General features: G+C 38.3%; 19 protein-coding genes. 11 read left to right on the top strand and 8 right to left on the bottom strand.

From position 1 onward, the window contains the following. Nucleotides 1–68: 68 nt before the first annotated feature. The 4 genes from CRO54_RS12305 to CRO54_RS12290 all read left to right on the top strand — a co-directional run bounded on the left by CRO54_RS12305 (nt 69) and on the right by CRO54_RS12290 (nt 4,185). The gene (locus tag CRO54_RS12305) at nt 69–479 is read left to right on the top strand and encodes a hypothetical protein (protein ID WP_097132381.1); all 411 of its coding nucleotides are present in this window, start codon (nt 69–71) and stop codon (nt 477–479) included. Between the two features lie 563 nt (nt 480–1,042). Next, on the top strand, nt 1,043–1,321 hold the full coding sequence (locus CRO54_RS12300; protein WP_097132380.1) for a co-chaperone GroES: 279 nt from the start codon (nt 1,043–1,045) through the stop codon (nt 1,319–1,321). Nucleotides 1,322–1,398: 77 nt separating this feature from the next. Then, the gene (gene groL, locus CRO54_RS12295) at nt 1,399–3,036 is read left to right on the top strand and encodes a chaperonin GroEL (protein ID WP_097132379.1); all 1,638 of its coding nucleotides are present in this window, start codon (nt 1,399–1,401) and stop codon (nt 3,034–3,036) included. A gap of 489 nt (nt 3,037–3,525) precedes the next feature. Further along, a complete protein-coding gene (locus tag CRO54_RS12290; protein WP_097132378.1) occupies nt 3,526–4,185 on the top strand; it encodes an MgtC/SapB family protein in 660 nt (219 codons plus the stop codon). On the opposite strand, the gene CRO54_RS12285 is transcribed toward CRO54_RS12290, so the two are convergent. Beyond that, nucleotides 4,166–4,705, bottom strand: a complete 540-nt coding sequence (locus tag CRO54_RS12285; RefSeq protein WP_097132377.1) for an RDD family protein — start codon at nt 4,703–4,705, stop codon at nt 4,166–4,168. The two genes, CRO54_RS12290 and CRO54_RS12285, sit on opposite strands and share 20 nt — an antisense overlap. A 102-nt stretch (nt 4,706–4,807) precedes the next feature. On the opposite strand from CRO54_RS12285, the gene CRO54_RS12280 reads away from it, so the two are divergent. Next, nucleotides 4,808–6,235 (top strand): L-serine ammonia-lyase, encoded by a 1,428-nt coding sequence (locus tag CRO54_RS12280; RefSeq protein ID WP_097132376.1) that lies wholly within the window; start codon nt 4,808–4,810, stop codon nt 6,233–6,235. 147 nt (nt 6,236–6,382) lie between these two features. Here CRO54_RS12280 and CRO54_RS12275 read toward each other — a convergent pair whose 3' ends face one another. The 3 genes from CRO54_RS12275 to CRO54_RS12265 are packed head-to-tail and all read right to left on the bottom strand — an operon-like array spanning nt 6,383 to nt 8,850. Beyond that, complete coding sequence (locus tag CRO54_RS12275) at nt 6,383–6,997, bottom strand: FMN-binding negative transcriptional regulator (RefSeq protein WP_097132375.1); 615 nt, start codon at nt 6,995–6,997, stop codon at nt 6,383–6,385. A gap of 4 nt (nt 6,998–7,001) precedes the next feature. Further along, complete coding sequence (locus CRO54_RS12270) at nt 7,002–8,294, bottom strand: energy transducer TonB (RefSeq protein ID WP_097132374.1); 1,293 nt, start codon at nt 8,292–8,294, stop codon at nt 7,002–7,004. Beyond that, nucleotides 8,272–8,850 (bottom strand): RNA polymerase sigma factor, encoded by a 579-nt coding sequence (locus CRO54_RS12265; protein WP_097133086.1) that lies wholly within the window; start codon nt 8,848–8,850, stop codon nt 8,272–8,274. The genes CRO54_RS12270 and CRO54_RS12265 overlap by 23 nt, the downstream gene beginning before the upstream one ends. A 174-nt stretch (nt 8,851–9,024) precedes the next feature. On the opposite strand from CRO54_RS12265, the gene CRO54_RS12260 reads away from it, so the two are divergent. The 3 genes from CRO54_RS12260 to CRO54_RS12250 all read left to right on the top strand — a co-directional run bounded on the left by CRO54_RS12260 (nt 9,025) and on the right by CRO54_RS12250 (nt 12,670). Next, nucleotides 9,025–9,918, top strand: a complete 894-nt coding sequence (locus CRO54_RS12260; protein WP_171047897.1) for a DUF4349 domain-containing protein — start codon at nt 9,025–9,027, stop codon at nt 9,916–9,918. Between the two features lie 61 nt (nt 9,919–9,979). Then, on the top strand, nt 9,980–11,899 hold the full coding sequence (locus CRO54_RS12255; protein ID WP_097132372.1) for a YfbK domain-containing protein: 1,920 nt from the start codon (nt 9,980–9,982) through the stop codon (nt 11,897–11,899). A 30-nt stretch (nt 11,900–11,929) separates the two neighbouring features. Then, nucleotides 11,930–12,670 (top strand): DUF4197 domain-containing protein, encoded by a 741-nt coding sequence (locus CRO54_RS12250; protein ID WP_097132371.1) that lies wholly within the window; start codon nt 11,930–11,932, stop codon nt 12,668–12,670. 388 nt (nt 12,671–13,058) lie between these two features. On the opposite strand, the gene CRO54_RS12245 is transcribed toward CRO54_RS12250, so the two are convergent. Next, a complete protein-coding gene (locus CRO54_RS12245; protein WP_097132370.1) occupies nt 13,059–13,763 on the bottom strand; it encodes an SAM-dependent methyltransferase in 705 nt (234 codons plus the stop codon). A 98-nt stretch (nt 13,764–13,861) separates the two neighbouring features. Beyond that, on the bottom strand, nt 13,862–14,821 hold the full coding sequence (locus tag CRO54_RS12240; RefSeq protein ID WP_097132369.1) for a phytanoyl-CoA dioxygenase family protein: 960 nt from the start codon (nt 14,819–14,821) through the stop codon (nt 13,862–13,864). Between the two features lie 102 nt (nt 14,822–14,923). Here CRO54_RS12240 and CRO54_RS12235 point away from each other — a divergent pair, with 102 nt between their 5' ends. Both CRO54_RS12235 and CRO54_RS12230 read left to right on the top strand, forming a co-directional pair. Beyond that, nucleotides 14,924–15,604: an aspartyl/asparaginyl beta-hydroxylase domain-containing protein gene (locus CRO54_RS12235; RefSeq protein ID WP_171047896.1), complete on the top strand. Its 681-nt coding sequence runs from the start codon at nt 14,924–14,926 to the stop codon at nt 15,602–15,604. After that, on the top strand, nt 15,591–16,541 hold the full coding sequence (locus tag CRO54_RS12230; protein WP_097132367.1) for a hypothetical protein: 951 nt from the start codon (nt 15,591–15,593) through the stop codon (nt 16,539–16,541). Before CRO54_RS12235 ends, CRO54_RS12230 begins: the two co-directional genes overlap by 14 nt. A gap of 298 nt (nt 16,542–16,839) precedes the next feature. Here the strand turns inward: CRO54_RS12230 and CRO54_RS12225 are convergent, their stop codons facing one another. Beyond that, a complete protein-coding gene (locus CRO54_RS12225) occupies nt 16,840–18,387 on the bottom strand; it encodes a trypsin-like peptidase domain-containing protein (RefSeq protein WP_097132366.1) in 1,548 nt (515 codons plus the stop codon). Nucleotides 18,388–18,640: 253 nt separating this feature from the next. Between CRO54_RS12225 and dapF the strand changes: the two genes are divergently transcribed. Then, the gene (gene dapF / locus CRO54_RS12220) at nt 18,641–19,426 is read left to right on the top strand and encodes a diaminopimelate epimerase (RefSeq protein WP_097132365.1); all 786 of its coding nucleotides are present in this window, start codon (nt 18,641–18,643) and stop codon (nt 19,424–19,426) included. A 250-nt stretch (nt 19,427–19,676) separates the two neighbouring features. Here dapF and CRO54_RS21215 read toward each other — a convergent pair. Beyond that, a partial coding sequence (locus tag CRO54_RS21215; RefSeq protein ID WP_179747343.1) for a hypothetical protein occupies nt 19,677–20,056 on the bottom strand: 380 nt, incomplete at its 5' end.

The following is a 20,056-nucleotide window of genomic DNA, read 5'->3' as shown; positions in this document are numbered from 1 at the left end:
ATAAATACTCATTTTTAAGTATTGTATAACTATTACAAGTGAAATATATTTGCCAAAAACTTATAAGGATGAAAAAAGCGTTACTAATTTTATTTGTTGCTGTTGCCTCTCTAACGGCATGTAAGAAAGACCCTGAAGATAAGCTGCAAGGAAGGTGGAATTTGACCAAAGCGTACTTTGTTGAAAGTACTAACGGAACAAAAACCAGCGAACATAATGAAACTTATGAAAAAGGAGATTTATATGTTGTTTTTGATGGGAATAAAATTAGTGTTTACGAAGATGGCGAATTGGATGATAATGGAACATTCACGGCAACTGGAAATTCAATCACAATAAAAAGCAACAATGGTGAAGAAGAAACCAACCAACTACGCTGGAATTCAAAAAAGGAATTTGTGATAACTTCAGAAGGAACTGACGTTATTGGGAACACTACTTATGTTTACAAATCAGAAATGACTTTTAATAAAGACTAATTAGTTCCTTTTAACAAAAGCTCCTTGGTTAACCGCCAAGGAGCTTTTTTTTTGTTTGGTGCAGGTCTTCTTAGACTTACGAAGTTTTAAAAACTTCGTAAGTCTGAATCGAACTCCGCATTTGTTTTGCTTGCTAACTTTTCATAAATTAATGTGTAAAGCCGATGCTGAAATAAATTTAGCATGAAGAAGCGTAGATACTATTTGCGACTTTATGGAAACGGGACATACACGCTTTAAAGTTTGTTAAATAGCCCCGATTAAAGGCGGCAGCCCGGAAGAAGTGTGAGCATTTGGAAGAGCATGGGCAAAACGACTGAGGACTACAGCCGTAAAGCGGGACTAACGAAGATTGATGCAGCTATAACTGCGCTTCAAGAAATCAACCTATGCATTATTAAACCAGTAGTTTCCCTGTCAGTCTGACACCAAAAATTAGCCTATATTTGAGCCAACTGACAAAGCCGTGAAAATTTGTCAAGCTAAAACCTATTGGCATAATAACTGATAACGCTTAAGTATCAAAATAAAAATTTTAAATCAAAATAAATATTATTAGAGTTATGGCTTTAAATTTAAAACCAATTGGAGACAGAATCGTAGTAGAAGCTGCGCCTGCCGAAGAAAAAACAGCTTCTGGTATCTATATCCCTGATACTGCTAAAGAAAAACCTCAACAAGGAACTGTAGTTGCTGTTGGCGCTGGTAAAAAAGATGAACCAATGACTGTAAAAGTTGGCGATGTGGTACTTTACGGCAAATTTGCTGGTACTGACGTATCTCACGAAGGAAAAGAGTATTTAATTATGCGTGAAGCTGATATTTACGCGGTAATTGGATAATATTAAAATTAGCAGATTTGATAATTAGTTAATTAGCTAATCATCAAATCTTCACATTATCAAATCTCATTAAAACAATGGCAAAACAAGTAAAATATAACGTTGAAGCACGTGACGCACTGAAAAGAGGTGTAGATACGTTAGCAAATGCAGTAAAAGTAACTTTAGGTCCAAAAGGACGTAACGTAATTATCGATAAAAAATTCGGTTCACCAGCAATTACTAAAGATGGTGTAACGGTAGCTAAAGAAATCGATTTAAAAGACCCAATTGAAAACATGGGTGCTCAAATGGTGAAAGAAGTAGCTTCTAAAACTGCAGATATTGCAGGTGATGGAACTACAACTGCAACTGTATTGGCGCAAGCAATTGTAACTGCAGGTATTAAAAACGTAGCTGCTGGTGCAAACCCAATGGATTTGAAACGTGGTATCGACAAAGCAGTTACCGCTGTAGTAGAGAACTTAAGAACTCAATCTCAAGCAGTTGGTGATGACAACAACAAAATCAAACAAGTTGCTTCAATTTCTGCTAATAACGACGAAGTTATTGGTTCTTTAATTGCAGAAGCAATGCAAAAAGTTGGTAAAGATGGTGTAATTACTGTAGAAGAAGCAAAAGGTACTGAAACAGAAGTAAAAACTGTAGAAGGTATGCAATTCGACAGAGGTTACCTTTCTCCATACTTTGTAACCAACGCTGATAAAATGGAAGCTGAATTAGATTCTCCTTACATTTTAATCTACGATAAGAAAATTAGCAACATGAAAGAATTGTTGCCAGTATTAGAAAAAACTGTTCAAACTGGTAAACCGCTTTTAATTATTGCTGAAGATTTAGATGGCGAAGCTTTAGCTACTTTGGTAGTGAATAAGATCCGTGGTTCTCTGAAAGTTGCTGCTGTTAAAGCACCAGGTTTTGGCGATAGAAGAAAAGCAATGTTAGAAGACATCGCTATCTTAACTGGCGGAACTGTAATTTCTGAAGAAAGAGGTTATAAATTAGAAAATGCTGATTTAACTTACCTAGGTACTGCAGAAAAAGTAGTAATCGACAAAGACAACACTACTGTAATCAATGGTGCTGGTCAGTCAGAAGACATCAAAGCTCGTGTTGGTCAAATCAAAGCTCAAATTGAAACTACTACATCTGACTACGATAAAGAAAAATTACAAGAGCGTTTAGCTAAACTTTCTGGTGGTGTTGCTGTACTTTACGTAGGTGCTGCTTCAGAAGTGGAGATGAAAGAGAAAAAAGACCGTGTTGATGATGCTTTACACGCAACTCGTGCAGCTGTAGAAGAAGGTATTGTTGCTGGTGGTGGTGTTGCTTTCATCCGTGCGGTAGAGGCTTTAGCTGACTTGAAAGGATCTAACGAAGACGAAACTACTGGTATCGCTATCGTGAAACGTGCTATCGAAGAGCCATTGCGTCAAATCTGTGAAAATGCAGGTATCGAAGGTTCTATCGTAGTGCAAAAAGTGAAAGAAGGTACTGCAGATTTCGGTTACAATGCTCGTACCGATGTTTACGAAAACTTAATTGGTGCTGGTGTTATCGACCCAACTAAGGTATCTCGTGTAGCATTAGAAAACGCAGCTTCAATTGCAGCAATGTTGTTAACTACAGAAGTTGTTTTGGCAGATGAGCCAGAAGCAGATGCGGGTCACTCGCACCCACCAATGGGCGGCGGCGGCATGGGCGGCATGATGTAGTCTAGGCTAAAAGCACAAAGCTGAAAGACTAAAGAAATTGCAAACGCTTTAAGCTTTCTCCTTTAGTCTCTAACCTTATAAAAAAATCCCTCAAGGCGCAAGTTTTGAGGGATTTTTTTCTTTTCGTCATTTCGACCGCAGCGTAGCGAGTGGAGAAATCTTTATTTTAGAAGCGCAATTTTCCTACTGCTATCTTCCGCCAGTCCGGCTTTTCGCTGTAATCTTTTTGTTCCTCTACACAAACCTCATAGGTTTACTATAAATAACGCCTATTAAACCTATGAGGTTTTACCAGCACTCAAAAAGTATTTCCGCTTCAATCCGGGCTAGTTAACAAACCCAATTCCTCCCCCTACCCCTCTCCAACGGGGGGCCAAAATAGTGCTTAACTTAGCTTTCACCCACTTTAGACTTCTCAGCTACGAAAGCTTGCGGACTTCCCAACTAAATCCACTTGCGGACTATCAAAAAACTTTCTACATTTAACCCATGTGGGAAATACTCGGAGATAGAAATCAATTCCTTAGCATTGCGGAAGTAAACAAATTTTTACTAGCCATTTTTCTATGCGGCTTAATTGGCGCAGAACGCGAATACCGCAGCAAATCTGCTGGCTTAAAAACCATGATCATGATTGGTTTAGGCTCTGCCCTATTTACCGTACTTTCTGTTAAAATTGGTGATGTTAGTCACGACCGTATTGCCTCTAACATTGTAACGGGGATTGGCTTTTTAGGAGCCGGCGTAATTTTTAAAGAAGAAAACAGAGTAAAAGGCTTAACTACTGCCTGTGTAATTTGGATTGTTGCCGCTATTGGTATGGCTGTTGGTTCAGGTTATTTTATCCAAGCTATTGGGGTTACGGGCGTTGTACTGATTTCGTTATTGGTATTTCCTTATGTAGAAAACATTGCCGAAAATCGTTTCACCAAACGTACTTACCGCATTGCAAAAAAGTATCAAAATAAAGATCTAGACAACTACGAGCTTATTTTTAGACAGCACAAATTAAAAGCAAACCGTGGTAAACACCAGCTAGCTAACGGTATTATTACTGGTACTTGGGATGCAATCGGTAGTCCAGCGAAGCACCATGAATTTGTAGAAACGATGTTGCGAGATGAAAGTATTATTGAGTTTGACTTTTAGAATCCACAGATAGCTCATTCTTTTCTGCCTTTGCGCTAAGCTCTGTATAGAAAATTTCCTTTCTACGTTGTAGGTCTAATAATTTTTCATCTATTACCATAGTCTCCGACCATCTATCATGCCAAGGATCACTAGGTGTTCCTAATGCACTAAATGCGTTAAAAGGAATACTTCTGATAATATTACGAACAAATACTTTTTGAAAACTCATATCACTACCGTCTATATTTACCGCTTTAGTACGTGTAATAACTTTACCTAGTGTTTTTCCACCACATGCTGCTTCGATTATAAACATGAGTAGACCATAACATATCAATGATATAATACGTTCAAAAATACCTGTACCTTCTTCTTCATCTAGGAAAAGGTCCGGTCTTAATAGGCCAACTACAATGCCTAGCAAAATAACTAAAATATAGAACACAATCATGTCGATGATATAATTGGCAAATCTTTTTCCTGTACTCGCTCTACAATAATTTAAATCTATCTGTTCGTCGAAGTTTGTTTGGCGCATGGTCTTTTTTTAAAAAAATTGATTGGTTTTTGTTAAGATGAAGATAAAAATTTACAGCATTATTCACCAATTTAAATCACAAAACAATCGTAGCTTTGTAATATGCCAAATGAACAAATTTCAGTTTTCGATATCTTTAAGATAGGAATTGGGCCATCTAGTTCCCATACCTTAGGCCCTTGGCGAGCTGCACAGCAATTTACCAACAGCTTGTCGGCACAAGGCGTATTGGCCGATGTAGAGCAAGTAAAAATTCTATTGTATGGTTCTTTGGCCAAAACTGGCAAAGGGCACGGAACTGATATTGCAATTTTGCTAGGCTTAGCTGGTGGAGACCCAGTTACTTTTGATGTAAATGCAATTGACAGTACGGTTGCCGAAATCAAAGAGACACAGAAACTGCTACTTGCAGGGCATTTCAAAATTGATTTTTCTTATGATGAAGATTTGATTTTCTTATTTTCCGAGAGTCTTCCTTTTCATCCAAATGCGGTTACTTTTCAAGCATTGTTATCTACAGGAAAAGCTGTATCTGAAACGTATTACAGCATAGGTGGTGGTTTTGTGGTAAAAGAAGGGCAAGATAGCTCTGAGAAAGAACAGGTTGACTTACCATTCCCTGTAGAAAAAGCGAGCGAACTTTTACATTGGTGTTTATCTACCGGTTTAAAGGTAAGTGAGGTAGTAATGGAAAATGAATCTGCTTGGCGACCAGAAGCCGAAACAAAGAAAGGTATTCTACAGCATTTCAAAGTGATTAAAGAATGTATTTACAGAGGTTGCCATACTGCTGGTTTTTTACCTGGCGGATTGGATGTTGCCCGTAGAGCTGCGAAATTAAATCAGCGCTTAATTGGAGAACGAACCTATACAGATTATGATAGCTGGATGACGGCAATTCGCAACGGCGGAATGGGCTTCAACTATATTTTAGATTGGGTAAGTTGTTTTGCCTTAGCAGTAAACGAAGAAAACGCCGCTTTCGGCAGAGTGGTTACCGCTCCAACTAATGGTGCTTCGGGTGTAATTCCGGCTGTACTACAGTACTTCATCACCTTTTGCGATGGTTATTCAGAAGATAAAATCATTCAGTTTATCGCTTGTGCAAGCGAGATAGGCAGTATTTTCAAAAAAGGTGCTACCATTTCCGCAGCTATGGGCGGTTGTCAGGCAGAGATTGGCGTATCATCAGCAATGGCCGCGGCGGCGTTAACTGAGGTTTTAGGCGGCTCACAACGCCAAGTATTAATGGCAGCAGAAATAGCCATGGAACATCATTTGGGCTTAACCTGCGACCCTATTGGTGGCTTGGTACAAATCCCCTGCATCGAAAGAAACACGATGGGCGCTATTAAGGCCATCACCGCGAGTCAACTGGCATTGCAAAGTAATCCTGATAAGGCAAAAGTAAGTTTAGATGCGGTAGTAAATACCATGTGGGAAACCGCATTGGATATGAACTCTAAATACAAAGAAACTTCTGACGGTGGTTTGGCAACAAATATCCCTATCAGTTTGCCGGAGTGTTAATTGAAGTTAAAAGTCAAAATTAAAAACCGCAGAGCATATCCGCTTAATATTTCCATCATCCCGAATTTATTTCGGGATCTTAATGCTATAGAAAGTAAAATTTTTTTAGGATTCCCGCCTACGCGGGAATAAAAAGATCTATGGACGTTACTGCAAACCATCCTTCATCTGCCTTGAAACTTCCTGCGCTTGCACATCTTCGCTCTGCGACAACTCCTTTACGATAGCTTCCTTATTTACTTGCGGATGGTTTTGGCTCAGCTTGAAAACGCCTTCTAAATCTGTAACCGTAATCTCAAAACCTGCAATGGCCTTTAAATGTTTATTGATATAATCATCAGACATGCGATGAAACGCCGCCGGACTATGATGCCCCTCATATTGATTGGTCAAATCTTCAATAACTTTTCTGGTTTCGTCGTTATCTAACAATTTAATTTTACCCTTAGCCTGTACCGAACTGTAATTCCAAGTAGAAGCTGATTCAGGATTTTCATAAACAGATGCACTTACATAAGCATGCGCCCCATGAAAAAGCACCAATATATTTTCGTTGGTCTCAAAAGCCTCATGATGGTCTGTCTTTCTCATTACATGACCTATTAACTTTACAACATCGCCGTCTTTTTTTACCTGCAAGGGAACTTGAGTAGCAGATGGGACATTTTGGTTTGCACCAATTAAAACCGCAAAAGGATGAGCCTCAATAAAAGCAATCAGTTTATCAATATCCTTTTCTAAAAAACTACCAACTTTGTACACTTAACTAGAATTTAATGCTTATCGATGTTTGACTTGTTTTACCTATGGGCAATTTCCACTTTCCGCCATTTTTAAGTAACCTAGCAGCTTCTTCATCCATCGCCTTTCCTTCAGATTTTACCACTTTAATATCACTTGGCGAGCCATCAGGTAAAACCTTGAAGCCAAGTGTTACAGTTTTAGCCCCATCAACATACAACTTATTATTCTTCTGTAAATAATCACTATAAGCTTTCCATCCCATCTCTGGAATGCCAATAATTACTTCATCAGTAGCTTCTTTTGCGGCAGTCGCAGATTTCTTTTTCATTTCACCGTAACCCACCACTACCACTTCGTTCAGTGCAGTTTTATCCTCCTCTAAGCGGATATTTGTTTGTTCGTTAGTCTTCGCTTCAATATTTTTCTTTGCAAAACCCAATGAAGCCACTTCCAGAGCAACCTTATCTCCTTGTTTATCTGCAGGCAGGGTAAATTCTCCACTCATATTGGTGATTGCTCTTAAATCATTACCCACCATTTTAATCTCGGCCCCTGGAACTGGACGTCCATTAATATCCAAAACAACACCCTTAACCAATTTAGCATTAGAAGTTTGTACCTGAATACCCTCTACCCTACTTTCCAAAGCCTGAACTGGAGGAGCAGGTGCCGAAGTACGTGCACCAACCATCACCTGACTTTCGCTTGCCTCTTTCTTTAAACGAGTTTTTATCGCCTCTCTAGGCTGTAGAGATGGACTTTCAGCAATCGCCTCGTCTTTGGGATAATTATTTTTAGCTATTGCTTGATTTCCCTTAGCCAATGTTTGCTTTAAAGCCTGTTCTACCTTTTTCGGGTCTGCAGCCAATGCCTCTGGTTTAGTTTGAATCAAAGTATCAGCAGGAACTACCGCTATTCCATCCTCTTTTAAATCAATCTCAATATTCTTCGGCTGATTAGCCGCCAGCTGGACTTGCTCTTGCCTATGCTTTTCACGCATCCAGAACAACACACTTACCGTTAAGAAAAGTACCGCTGCTGTAGCTGCAATACTCAAACGATGCGAAGCCATGCGCCACATTTTGCGTTCTACCGGTTTTTCGGCTACACGCTCCTGCAACTGTTTTTGTAAGAAAGATAAGGTTTGGCTACGCTTTTTAGCTTCGGTTAAACCAGCTAAAGCTTGGGCAACAAAAGGGTCTTCGAGCGAGATTCGCTCTACCTTATGCATCATACTGGCACCGAGTTTACCTTCTAGGTAATCGTCCAGTACATCAATATCTAACCAATCGTTATTGCCCACTGTTCTTTTCAATACAAATTTTCAAATTGCGCTTCCCATTTTGGATATAGCTCTTCACTTTAAGGATGTCATACCCCGTCATATCGGCAACTTCTTTATAGCATTTTTCTTGTAGATAGAATAAATCTACGCTTTTTCGTTGTTCTTCCGAAAGGGTTTCCATGCACTTTTCCATGATGGTTAGCTGAGTTTCTTTTGTGTCGTCGATATCTAGATGCACAAAGTCATCATTTTCCACAAAATTTTCTTCAAGTGTTACTGTCGGATTTTTTGACGACTTACGCAGCGCCATTAAACAATGGTTGCGGGTAAGCACATGCAGCCAGCTCTTAAAGTTTTGAACCTGATGAATGCGTAACTTCTTTACCAGCTCTTCAAAAATTTGCATTACCGCATCCTTGCTCTGTTCTTCATCTTTAAAATAGCCGAAACAAACCCCGTAAACTAAGTGCATGTATCGATTATAAAGTTCACCTAACACCTCCAAATCGCCGCTATTTTGGTAAGCTGCGACTAAAGAGAGGTCGTCTAATTCTCTTTTGCCAGATGTATTCTTGATAAACTTCAAATCGCTTCGGAATGCCTTAAATTTCTTCAAGTATAAAAATATTTTTCGAGATGGGTATGGAAAATTAGGAATAGCTACATCTACCCTTAAAACGAAAAGTCCGAAAGTAGGGAAGCTATGAGACCGAGAGACAAGTTTTTAACTAAAACCATCTTCCACCAAAAAATTTATGATATGAGAACAAAAATTTTAATACTCTGCTGCTTAATTGGAATTTTATTTTCATGTAGCACCAAATCAGAACAACATTCCGAAAGCAGAAATGAAGTGAATACTTCTACCGATAACGAAAATCAAGTTGCTGAAATGGTAATGGCACCAGCTCCATCCGACAGCAAAAGCGGGGAATATCGTTTAGAAACTAACGCAAAAGCAACTGCTCAGCAAACCGCTGTCGATAAACAAAAAATCATTAAAGATGGCAACATCACAGTAAAGAGCAACAACATTAGTAATAGCAAAAAGGGAATCGACAATCTGTTAAAAAAACTAAATGCTTATTACGAAAGTGAAGATTTGCAAAATAACGAACAATCTATTTCCTACACTCTTAAAATTCGAATTCCGGCAGTAAATTTTGAAAAGCTGATTACAAATTTAGAAAATGGAGAAGACGAAATAGAGAGCAAAAACATACAAGCTAGAGATGTTACCGAAGAGTACGTAGATATTGAAACCAGACTAATAACCAAACGCCAATATTTACAACGATACAAACAAATACTCGCTAAAGCTGCAACAGTGAAAGACATTTTGGCGATAGAAGAAAACATCAGAAATCTAGAAGAAGAAATTGACAGCCAACAAGGGCGATTGAAATATTTAGCAGACCAAGTTGCATTTAGCACGCTCAACATCAGCCTATATAAAAACAAAGAATACATTGAACAACCCAAAAGTGGCTTTTTAACCAGAACTAAAATGGCTATTAATCAGGGCTGGCAATCTATAGTAGATTTTATGTTATGGGCAATAAGCATTTGGCCTTATCTCATCATCATTTCTGTGCTGTATTTAATCATTAAACGCATCATTAGAACTCGTAGAATTAAGAAAGCAAATAACTAACCAACCTAGACCGAGCCAAGTGAGCTCATCGAAGATTATTTATCATTATAATTAAACCAATATGAAAACATTCATCACTTCCATAATCACTTTGTTCCTATTTTTTGGATACAAAGCTACGTCAACTAAAGAAATTTCTGGCACTGTAATTAGTGCTGCTGATGGCTTAAGCCTACCAGGTGCATTGATCAAAAGTCTGCCTAGCAAAACTTCTGTAACAACTAATATGAATGGAAAGTATAAAATTAAAATCCCTTCTACAGACACACATCTACAAGTCTCCAATTTAGGTTTTAAAACTAAAAAAATTGCTATTAGTAAATCTGATATCATCAATATCAGTTTACAAGACGACGGCAGATCTTTAGAAGAAGTAGTCGTTACTAAAGCTGTAAAAATGGAAAAAAGACAAAGGGTTGTAGCAGATATGGCAATGGTTGCACCACCTATGGCTAATGTAATTCACAGCTCAGCTGCTGGTTTGGCACTTGGAGGTAGCATTAGACAACAATTTCCTCAAAACACCGAAAACTATGCCCACATTACAGAGAATGCTTTCAAAAAAGCTACTGACGCTCCACTTTCTACTTTTTCTATAGATGTTGATGCCGCTTCTTACAGCAATATGCGCAGGTTTATCAATAATGGTGGTTTACCTCCCAAAGATGCGGTTCGTATTGAAGAAATGATTAACTATTTCGATTATAACTACGCACAGCCAAAAGGCGATGACCCCGTAAATATTGTAACTGAAATTGGTACCGCTCCTTGGAACAACCAACATCGTTTGGTGCACATTGGCTTAAAAGCAAAAAATATCCCAACAGAAAAATTACCACCCTCTAATTTGGTTTTCTTAATCGATGTTTCTGGTTCTATGGAATCTTACAACAAGCTGCCTTTACTGATAAGTTCCCTACGTTTACTTACAGATAATTTACGTGACCAAGACAGAGTAGCTATTGTAGTTTATGCTGGCAGTTCTGGCTTGGTATTACCTTCTACCTCGGGCGATCATAAGCAAGCCATTAAAGAAGCTTTGAGCAAACTAAGTGCTGGTGGTTCTACCGCAGGTGGTGCAGGCATTAAACTAGCTTACAAAGTAGCTGGCGAAAACTTTATCAAAGGTGGCAACAATCGTATTATTTTGGCAACCGATGGAGATTTTAACGTAGGTGCAAGTAGTGATGGTGACATGCAAACATTGATTGAAGAAAAACGTAAAAGTGGCGTTTTCTTAACTGTTCTTGGTTTTGGCATGGGCAATTATAAAGACAGCAAGATGGAAGTTTTGGCCAACAAAGGTAATGGGAACTACGCTTACATCGACAACATTAGCGAAGCTAGAAAAGTATTGATTAACGAGTTTGGCGGCACTTTATTTACTGTAGCGAAAGACGTGAAATTGCAGATAGAATTTAATCCTGCCAAAGTACAAGCTTATCGTTTAATTGGCTACGAAAATCGTTTATTAAATAATGAAGATTTTAACGATGACAAGAAAGATGCTGGCGAAATGGGCGCCGGACATACGGTTACAGCCCTATACGAAATCATTCCGGTTGGCGTAGAAAGCAAATTCGTAAAAAGTGTTGATGCGCTCAAATATCAAAATGTTCCCAAAAACATTCCATCATCTAACAACACTAACGAAATGCTAACTGTTAAAATGCGCTACAAACAACCTGATGGCGATAAAAGCAAACTACTACAAGAAGCTGTTAACGATACCTACCAAGACAAACTGAGCAAAACCAGCGACAACTTTAGGTTTTCTTCTTCTGTAGCGATGTTTGGCATGTTGTTACGTCAATCGGAATTTGTACAGGAAAGTACTTTTGAACAGGCTATTGCATTAGCCGAAGCGGCAAAAGGCACCGACAAAGAAGGCTACCGAGCTGAATATGTTAAATTAGCTAAATCGGCACAGCTAATGGCGAAAGATTTACGTAATTTTGCTACTAAAGGCAGAGAGGATTAACCTCTGCCATAGCTTAATTTACCATACTTTATGAAGAGAACAGGATTATTCTTATTAACGGCATCGGCTTTATGTTTTAGCGGTTGCGATGCACAAAGCCAAAGTAAACTTGGCAATATTTTAGGTCAGGTTGCTACTGGAGCTAAAGGAACGCCAACTAGTTTGGAAATTGGCAGTGCTTTAAAACAGGCTTTAGAAATTGGCACTTCTGCTGGTGCAGATAGACTTTCGGCAAAGGATGGTTTTTTTGGCAATATGGCCATTAAGATTTTGTTTCCAACGGAAGCTCAAAAAGTAGAAAAGACTTTGCGTAGCGTAGGTTTAAATTCGTTAGCTGACAATGTAATTTTAAGCTTGAACCGTGCAGCAGAAGATGCAGCAAAAGAAGCGAAGCCAATCTTTGTAAGTGCGATTAAGCAAATGACCATTACAGATGCAACTAATATCCTTTTAGGAAATAAAGATGCAGCTACCACTTATTTTAAGAGAGTAACTACAGCACAGCTGATGGAAAGATTTTCGCCAGTAATTAGCAATAGCCTAAGCAAAGTTGGCGCAACAAAATACTGGACGGATGCAGCAGCTGCTTATAATAAAATACCTCTAGTTAAACCTGTGAATACCAACTTAACACAATATGTTGCCGAAAAAGCAATTGAAGGTATGTTTGTACAGGTAGCGCAGGAAGAGTTAAAGATTAGAGACAATATCGGCGCTCGTTCTTCTAGCTTGCTACAAAAAGTATTTGGCTATGCAGACACTAAAAAGTAATCAACAAAATTGTTGATTTGTTAATAAAAATTTAAACGAATGAAACCAATTTTTTGCTAGCTTGTTATTACAAAAACAGAGAACGTTTTGAAAGATAAAAAAGTCCTGTGAGTGGGCTATCCGCGGAGGGCAGGCACAGCATAAATTAGGTTAACTAGTATTTTAAAAAAATGGTCCCGATTTCATATTGGGACCATTTTTGTTTGGGAAGATTTCGTTTGAGCTGTTAATTTAAACTATCCCATTTAAAACCTGGTACCTCAAGACTTGAGTATTTAAATCTGATTTTTTTCTGACCTAACAACCCTGTAGTCTTCAGCCTTTCCGGAAGATTCAATGAACTATTATTCCATCCGAGAAAATTGTCTCCATATATTTTTATTTCCGTTTAATATTGCAATTTAGAATTGGGCGAAATAGCGATATCTAAAATCTTCTCCTCAAAATTCCAATTTCCTTTATCGCTATTCTTAATGATATCGAACATGTAATATTTATTGAAAACCATTAAGTCTTCTATTTTTGTAGAGTCCCTATTACCATCTTCTTGGTGTAGGCTAACGGTAATCTCTTCTGGAATAAAAATAACAGATTCCGAAAGTTGGCTCGCTAGATTTAGCATAATACCAACCTGTGGTTCCTTTATCAATGCTCTGTTCATTGTTTCGCTTACCACAATATCGATATGATTATCTCCAACATTCCATCCAGTGGCATCTGTAATTTCTGTATGGCATACGTAAGCTTCAAATCCGAATTCGGCTATAACTTGTTGTAGCAGTTCATAGCTTTTAGGGTTAATCTCCAACATCGTAAACTGAACTTCTTGCGGCGATAATGAAGCCATAATCGGTAAAGCCAGCGTAGCAAAAGGACCAGTCCCAGCATAAAGGACATGTACCGGTTCTTTGCTTTTCAGCTTTCTAACATCCTTGATATCAGCCAACAACCCTCTTACAAATCTTTGAGTTCTGAAGATTTCTTTGATACATTGAGCTGCCCAAAACACGCCAATTGCACTACCATTTGCCGTATGAATATGGTTTCTTTCCTCATCAGATTCAGAACCTACTTGGGTAATTTCAAAAAGCATATTCGACAGACCAGTAATTGCAGGAGCTAATTCTTCGTGAAAACCCCCTTCTTTAATATTGCTTTACTATATTTTTTTAACTGCGTTATGTAATCCATTTATATAATCGGTTTAAGAAAGCTTACATATTGAACAAACCTTGGCAAATCAGAACGATTGGCAGTTGCTGCATGTGGCAACTTTTCCAACCATAGAATCAAGTCGCCTTTTTTACCAGCTAAATAATCAACCTTCTCGGTTTCTTTTATTCTTGCTATTGCCACTTCAGGACTTTCTTCAGTTAAAACATCATCTATTTTTTTGTGAAATCTAGGTACCAGCGAAAATGCACCCCTATCTGCAGGCACATCATTTAAATATACCAAGCCCTGAATATAATATTTTGGCCCTAAATTAAAGTCTATATCCCAATGCAAAGCGCTGCCCATAAAATGGAAACTATCTGTCTCAGGAGGATTATAACTTACTTTCTCAGTATTAGCGATTAGCTTTTTAGTACCGTATAGCTGAGCAAAAACAGCAAAAAGCCTCTCATTACGCCTTATTTTCTCAATCGGTTCACCCTGGTAAAGCTGCAACATTAGGCCTTGTAGCATTTCATGTTGTGGGTACCAAGTAGCCGGCGATTCTAAATCAACCCCCAGCGTTGTACAAATCAGCGCAACCACGTCATCGCAATCTTCTTTCGTAATAAATTCGTTCAGTTGCAGATAGCCATTTGCTTCCCAAAAACTTAATTGCTCGTCACTTAAAATAGCTGTATCAGAAAAGTCATCCTCCACGTCTTGTTTATTTTCGTGCCAATCGTTAAATAATGCCTTTTTCTTTTCATAGAAAGCTCTGCCCTTTAAATCAATTAACCAATTCTCAAACTGTAAATCGCTAGTGCAATGCTGATAGAGAAACTCGTAAACTTCGAACAAGCCTACTTCGAAAGTATTCAAAAAAACCCTTTCTAATACCTGAAAATCAGCTTCATTTTGTGATTTCTGGGCATGTGGATTTCTCTTAGAGCGATAAAAACTCAAAAAAGGAAAAGCATCAAAAGTATTATTCATGGATTGAATTTGAGCGTTTATAAAAATAAGATGTACTATTGTCTAAAGACTTGCCTAATTTAGCAAATCAACTCGATTATTTTAACGTAACAACTTCTCATTTTGGCCGCAATTAAATTCGACAACGTTTACGATGTTCACAAGTTAGAACAAGAACTGCAAATTGCATTAAACAGTGATTGGGTAAATCATTTCAACACTAAAGATTACGAAGGTGATTGGAAAAGCATTTCTTTGAGGTCTGCTTCTGGAGCCACTTCAGACATTTTCGCCAATTACACCAACGAGCCTTTTAAGGATACACCATTGTTGGAAGAACTACCTTATATCAAAACAGTTTTAGCCGATTGGAAGTGTGAAAAAGAAACGGTTAGGTTTTTAGCTTTATACCCTGGAAGTGAGATTAAGCCGCATAAAGACCCTGGTTGCAGTTATGCAGATGGAAATTTCAGGATACACATTCCAATTTTAACCAATAGCGAGGTTGATTTTATTGTGGAAAACGAAAACCATAGATTGCAGCCTGGAACTTGCTGGTACATGGATTTTTCTAAGGAGCACAGCGTAAAAAATAGAGGAGAAACTGTTAGAATTCACTTAGTGATAGATTGTTTACGTAACGAATGGAGCGATCAGCTTTTCGAAAAATATGGTTACAAAGCTCCAGAAAAAAAAATGCCAATAGAACAAGTTTTAATGGTAATTGCACAATTAGAAACTCACCAAACAGAAATAGCCAACAACTTAATAGAGAAACTAAAAACTGAATATGGAATTTCTTAAACATTGGCTACCCTACGATTTAAAATTTGAAGACGGCGCTTGGAAATGCTTGTGGATACACGCCGGGGAACATCACTTTAATGAACCTTTCTTTGATGATACACTGAGCTTGCTAAGAATAAAAAAAGGCTCAAATAGGTATATTTCCTGCACAAATGTAAGTGTATTACTAGATATACCACTACCCTTAAAAAGTGTTCCTGTCAATGCTTTTATTTTTCATGTTTCCAGATGTGGTTCTACGCTTTTATCACAAGCTTTATCTGTAGATGAGAAACACATTGTTGTGCCAGAAGCGCCCATTTTTGATCAAGTTTTAAGGATGCAAGAATTTGATGAGCATATCAGTGATGAACAAATACAAGAACTATTTAAGAAAGTTATTGCATGGTACGGGCAAAACAGAACAACGAGTTACGAAAGGTACTTTATTAAATTAGACAGCTGGCACATTCATTTTTATGAGCAATTACGCAATTGGTTTCCCGAAACACCTTTTTATTTTCTAAGTAGAGAACCCGAGGCAATTGTTACTTCTCATATTAAAAGAAGAGGTATACATGCTATCCCTGGCTATGTAAATCCTTCTCTGCTAAAAATTAACGTAACAGAAAAACACTATCAAGATTTTAACTGCTATACAGAATTAGTAATAGACAACTTTTACCTTAAATATATTGATGTACTGCAAAAAAAGGATCTTTTAAACTATTTCTACGACTATTCTTTTGGCGTTAAAGAAATGCTCTTCGACTTTTATGAAAAAGTGCTCAAAGAAGCTTCAGTGGCAGAGCCAATTCTATCGAGACTAGGAACACACAGTAAAGATGCATCGGTGGTATTTAATGGAGATGAGAAAATTGATTATGAGATAAAGCATGGCGAAGTGATTAAGCATTACCACATGCTTTTAAAACAAATAACAGAATTATCGTAACTCCACTTATTTCACCATTAACTGCCAAACCTATAAATGCTTTAACTCAAGCTTAGGCAACTGTAAGAAGTGAGGGAAATAGTGAGCTGAACGGGTTGTAAAATAGCCCAGATTGCAGGCGATAGCCCGCAGGGCAGCGAGAGTGAGAGCGTGAGAGCGTTAGTGCCTTAGCGAAGCAACCGAGGACTAAAGCCAAAAGCGGGATAGAGCTAACCGAAGCCAAGCTGGCACTGTGCTTCTAAACATAAAAAAGGATACCCGAAACGAGTACCCTTTTAAATTATATTGTGTGTTGTAATTAGTTTCCGTTAAAAGAGAAAGTAACCGAACCTTCATCACTAACACCAGCGATAGTTGTTCTACCATCTCTAGACGTTGGCAATGCTTTCTCAATATCTGCAACGCTATTTACATCTACACCATTTACTTTGGTAATGACTAGACCTTTCTTAACGCCCCAGTAATCAAACAATTGACCTGCAACCACATCAGTTACCACTACTCCGCTTTTAATGCCATATTTAGCTTTTTGGGCAGCAGTTGCCGGAGCAAAACTTGCACCTAACTTGCCGATACTAGCACCAGTAGATTTACTAACATCTGCTTTTGCAATGGCTACAGAACTTTCACCTTTTAAAGTTACGTTGATATTTTTAGTAGAACCATCAGCTTTAAGTACTGTTAAAGCAACTTTATCACCTGGACTCATACGACCAATACGCTCTTGCAAATCAGGAGAATCATAAATCGCAATTCCTTCTACTTTTTTAATGATATCGCCAGTTTTAATACCTGCTGCTGCTGCTGCCCCATTCGGAGAAACATCGCTCACATATAAACCTGTATTTTCCTTAACCTTAAGTTCATCGGCAACGTCTGCATCTAAAGCAACAAAATTAACTCCAATGTAACCACGCTTAACCGATCCGAATTTCTTGAAATCTTCCAGAATTTTCTTAGCCAAATTTACGGGAATAGCAAAACCATAACCTTCGTTTCTTCCGCTTTGCGATGCAATTGCCGCATTAATACCTACCAGCTCGCCAGCAGCATTTACCAATGCACCACCGCTGTTACCTGGGTTAATGGCAGCATCTGTCTGAATAAATGACTCAATAGAGTTATTGGTTCTTGTAGGTTTTTGACCAGTTCTTCTGTATTCATCATACTCTTCTTCGGTCATCATACCACTTTCGCGGTTTAAAATACCGATGTTACGAGCTTTAGCACTTACAATACCGGCAGTTACGGTAGTTTGTAAATCTAACGGGAAACCTACGGCCAATACCCACTCACCAACTTGTACGTTATCCGAGTTACCCATTTTTACGTAAGGTAAATCCGTTGCATCAACTTTAATTAACGCTAAATCTGTATTGGCATCTTTTCCGATTACTCTAGCCGTTACTTTACGTCTGTTCGACAAAATAACTTCGATTTTATCTGCTTTATCCACTACGTGATTATTGGTTACGATATAACCATCTGGCGTTAAAATTACTCCAGAACCAGAAGCTGCCTGCGGTTGACGCTGAGCTCTTCCGCCACCACCGCCGAAACCGAAGAACTGCTCGAACATATCTTCCATACCGCCACCACCTCTGCTCGATTTGCCTTGGTAAGTTGTTTTGATATGTACCACTGCTGGAGACACCGCCGACGCCGCCTGTACAAAATCAGGAGCTCCGGCAGAAGAAACACCTGTTACGTTGCTAGCGAACATCGTCTTTTGTCTATCTGCTAGTGTAAAACTATCAGTTGGGCGCTCTAATAACTTATAGGCGCCAATTGCAGCTGCACCACCTATAAAAGAGGCAGCCAAAGCAATTAATCCTATTTTTTTCATTGTCATATTTATTTGTTTTTTAAAGGTAATGAAGCTGTCATGTATCTAAATTCTTGACGGTTTCATTTCCATTGTGTGTTATGTTTTTTATGGCGTACTACTTTTTACGTTTCTGTTATCCAAATTTAATACCATATGAACGATATTTGTATCAGATTAACGTCTAAATGTGTGTTAAAAAATGTTAAAGCCCATCGTAACAGCTTATTGACTTTTTTAGACCATCTTTGTTACAATTTACTTTAAGCAAGATATGAACATTAAATTTTATAAATACCAAGGTGCAGGTAACGATTTTATATTAATAGACCACCGTGAAGCATCTTTAAAAAACATTGATACTAAAGCCGTAGCGCAGCTTTGCGACCGTAGATTTGGTATTGGTGCCGACGGTTTAATGTTCTTGCTAAATAGTGATGGTTACGATTTTGAAATGGTTTACCACAATGCCGATGGCAATGTAGGCAGCATGTGCGGCAATGGTGGCAGATGCATTGTAGCCTTCGCCAAGCACTTAGGAATTTTTGACACTGAAACTAATTTTTTGGCAGTGGATGGCCCTCATTATGCCAAAATTTCAGCAGAAGGCAATTGGGTAGAACTACAAATGATTGATGTAGATACCATTAATAATGATGAAGAAGCCTTTGTGTTAAACACAGGTTCGCCGCATTACGTTAAAGAAGTTGAAGGTTTAGAAACGATGGACGTATACACCGAAGGATATAATATTCGTAACAACGAAACCTATAAAACCAATGGTATTAATGTAAACTTTGTGGAGAAAAAGCCAGACCACTTTTTTGTACGCACTTTTGAACGTGGCGTTGAAGATGAAACTTATGCTTGTGGTACTGGTGTAACGGCGGTGGCGATGGCGATGGCCAAAAAACAAAATCAGATTGGTCAGGTGGTTACGCCAATAGTTGTATTAGGAGGAAATATGGAAATCAATTTCAGTTACGATGGCCAAAAATTTACTGATGTGTTTTTATGCGGCCCAGCGGAGAAAGTTTTTGAGGGTGAGATAAATCTATAATAACTAAACACTTAACTCCCCTCAATTTTCCTATGGACGCAAGCGTTCATTTGAGCCTTTTTTCTAATTAGCACAAGCGGACCCCTCTGGTTTAAGTGTTCTGAAAGATCACTTAAATCTTCTTTATAAACCAAGGTCTCCAGACCGAAATATAGCTCCTGCTTGTTTTTGCTAATTATTTCCTAACTTCTACTATTACCAGACGAAGTCTTCGGTTTCATCGTTAGATTTAAGTCCCCCTGCGGAAGACTTAAACCAGTTGGGTGTCACTATTTGGTAGTCCTTGCTGAAAAATTTCAGATGCAATGATCCCAGCCTCATCTTCTATTTCATTCCATGCTTGATCTTCTTCTACATTAAAGCCACTCGGCAAGTAAATTGGAGAATTTTCATTATAAACACCATTTAAGAGATCTTTGAATGCTTGGTTAAATGAATTCGGGTTCTCCTTCAAATACCCCACTGCCCATTTGGCAAAGTCCTTTGCCTCTTGCGAATTCTGCTGATCAGAAAGATAACTAGTTATAGCCATAGATATATCCTGACGGCTTTCTAAAAATAATGCTTCTTGCTGGCTAAGATTTAACTTCTGTGCTATTGAAAGTACACCTATAGAAATGTCGAGTCCCT

Origin of the sequence: Pedobacter xixiisoli (assembly GCF_900215335.1) — a bacterium.
In the GTDB taxonomy this organism is placed as follows: domain Bacteria; phylum Bacteroidota; class Bacteroidia; order Sphingobacteriales; family Sphingobacteriaceae; genus Pedobacter; species Pedobacter xixiisoli.
Note: the sequence above shows the minus strand (reverse complement) of the source record. Positions and strands in the feature narration are given on the sequence as shown.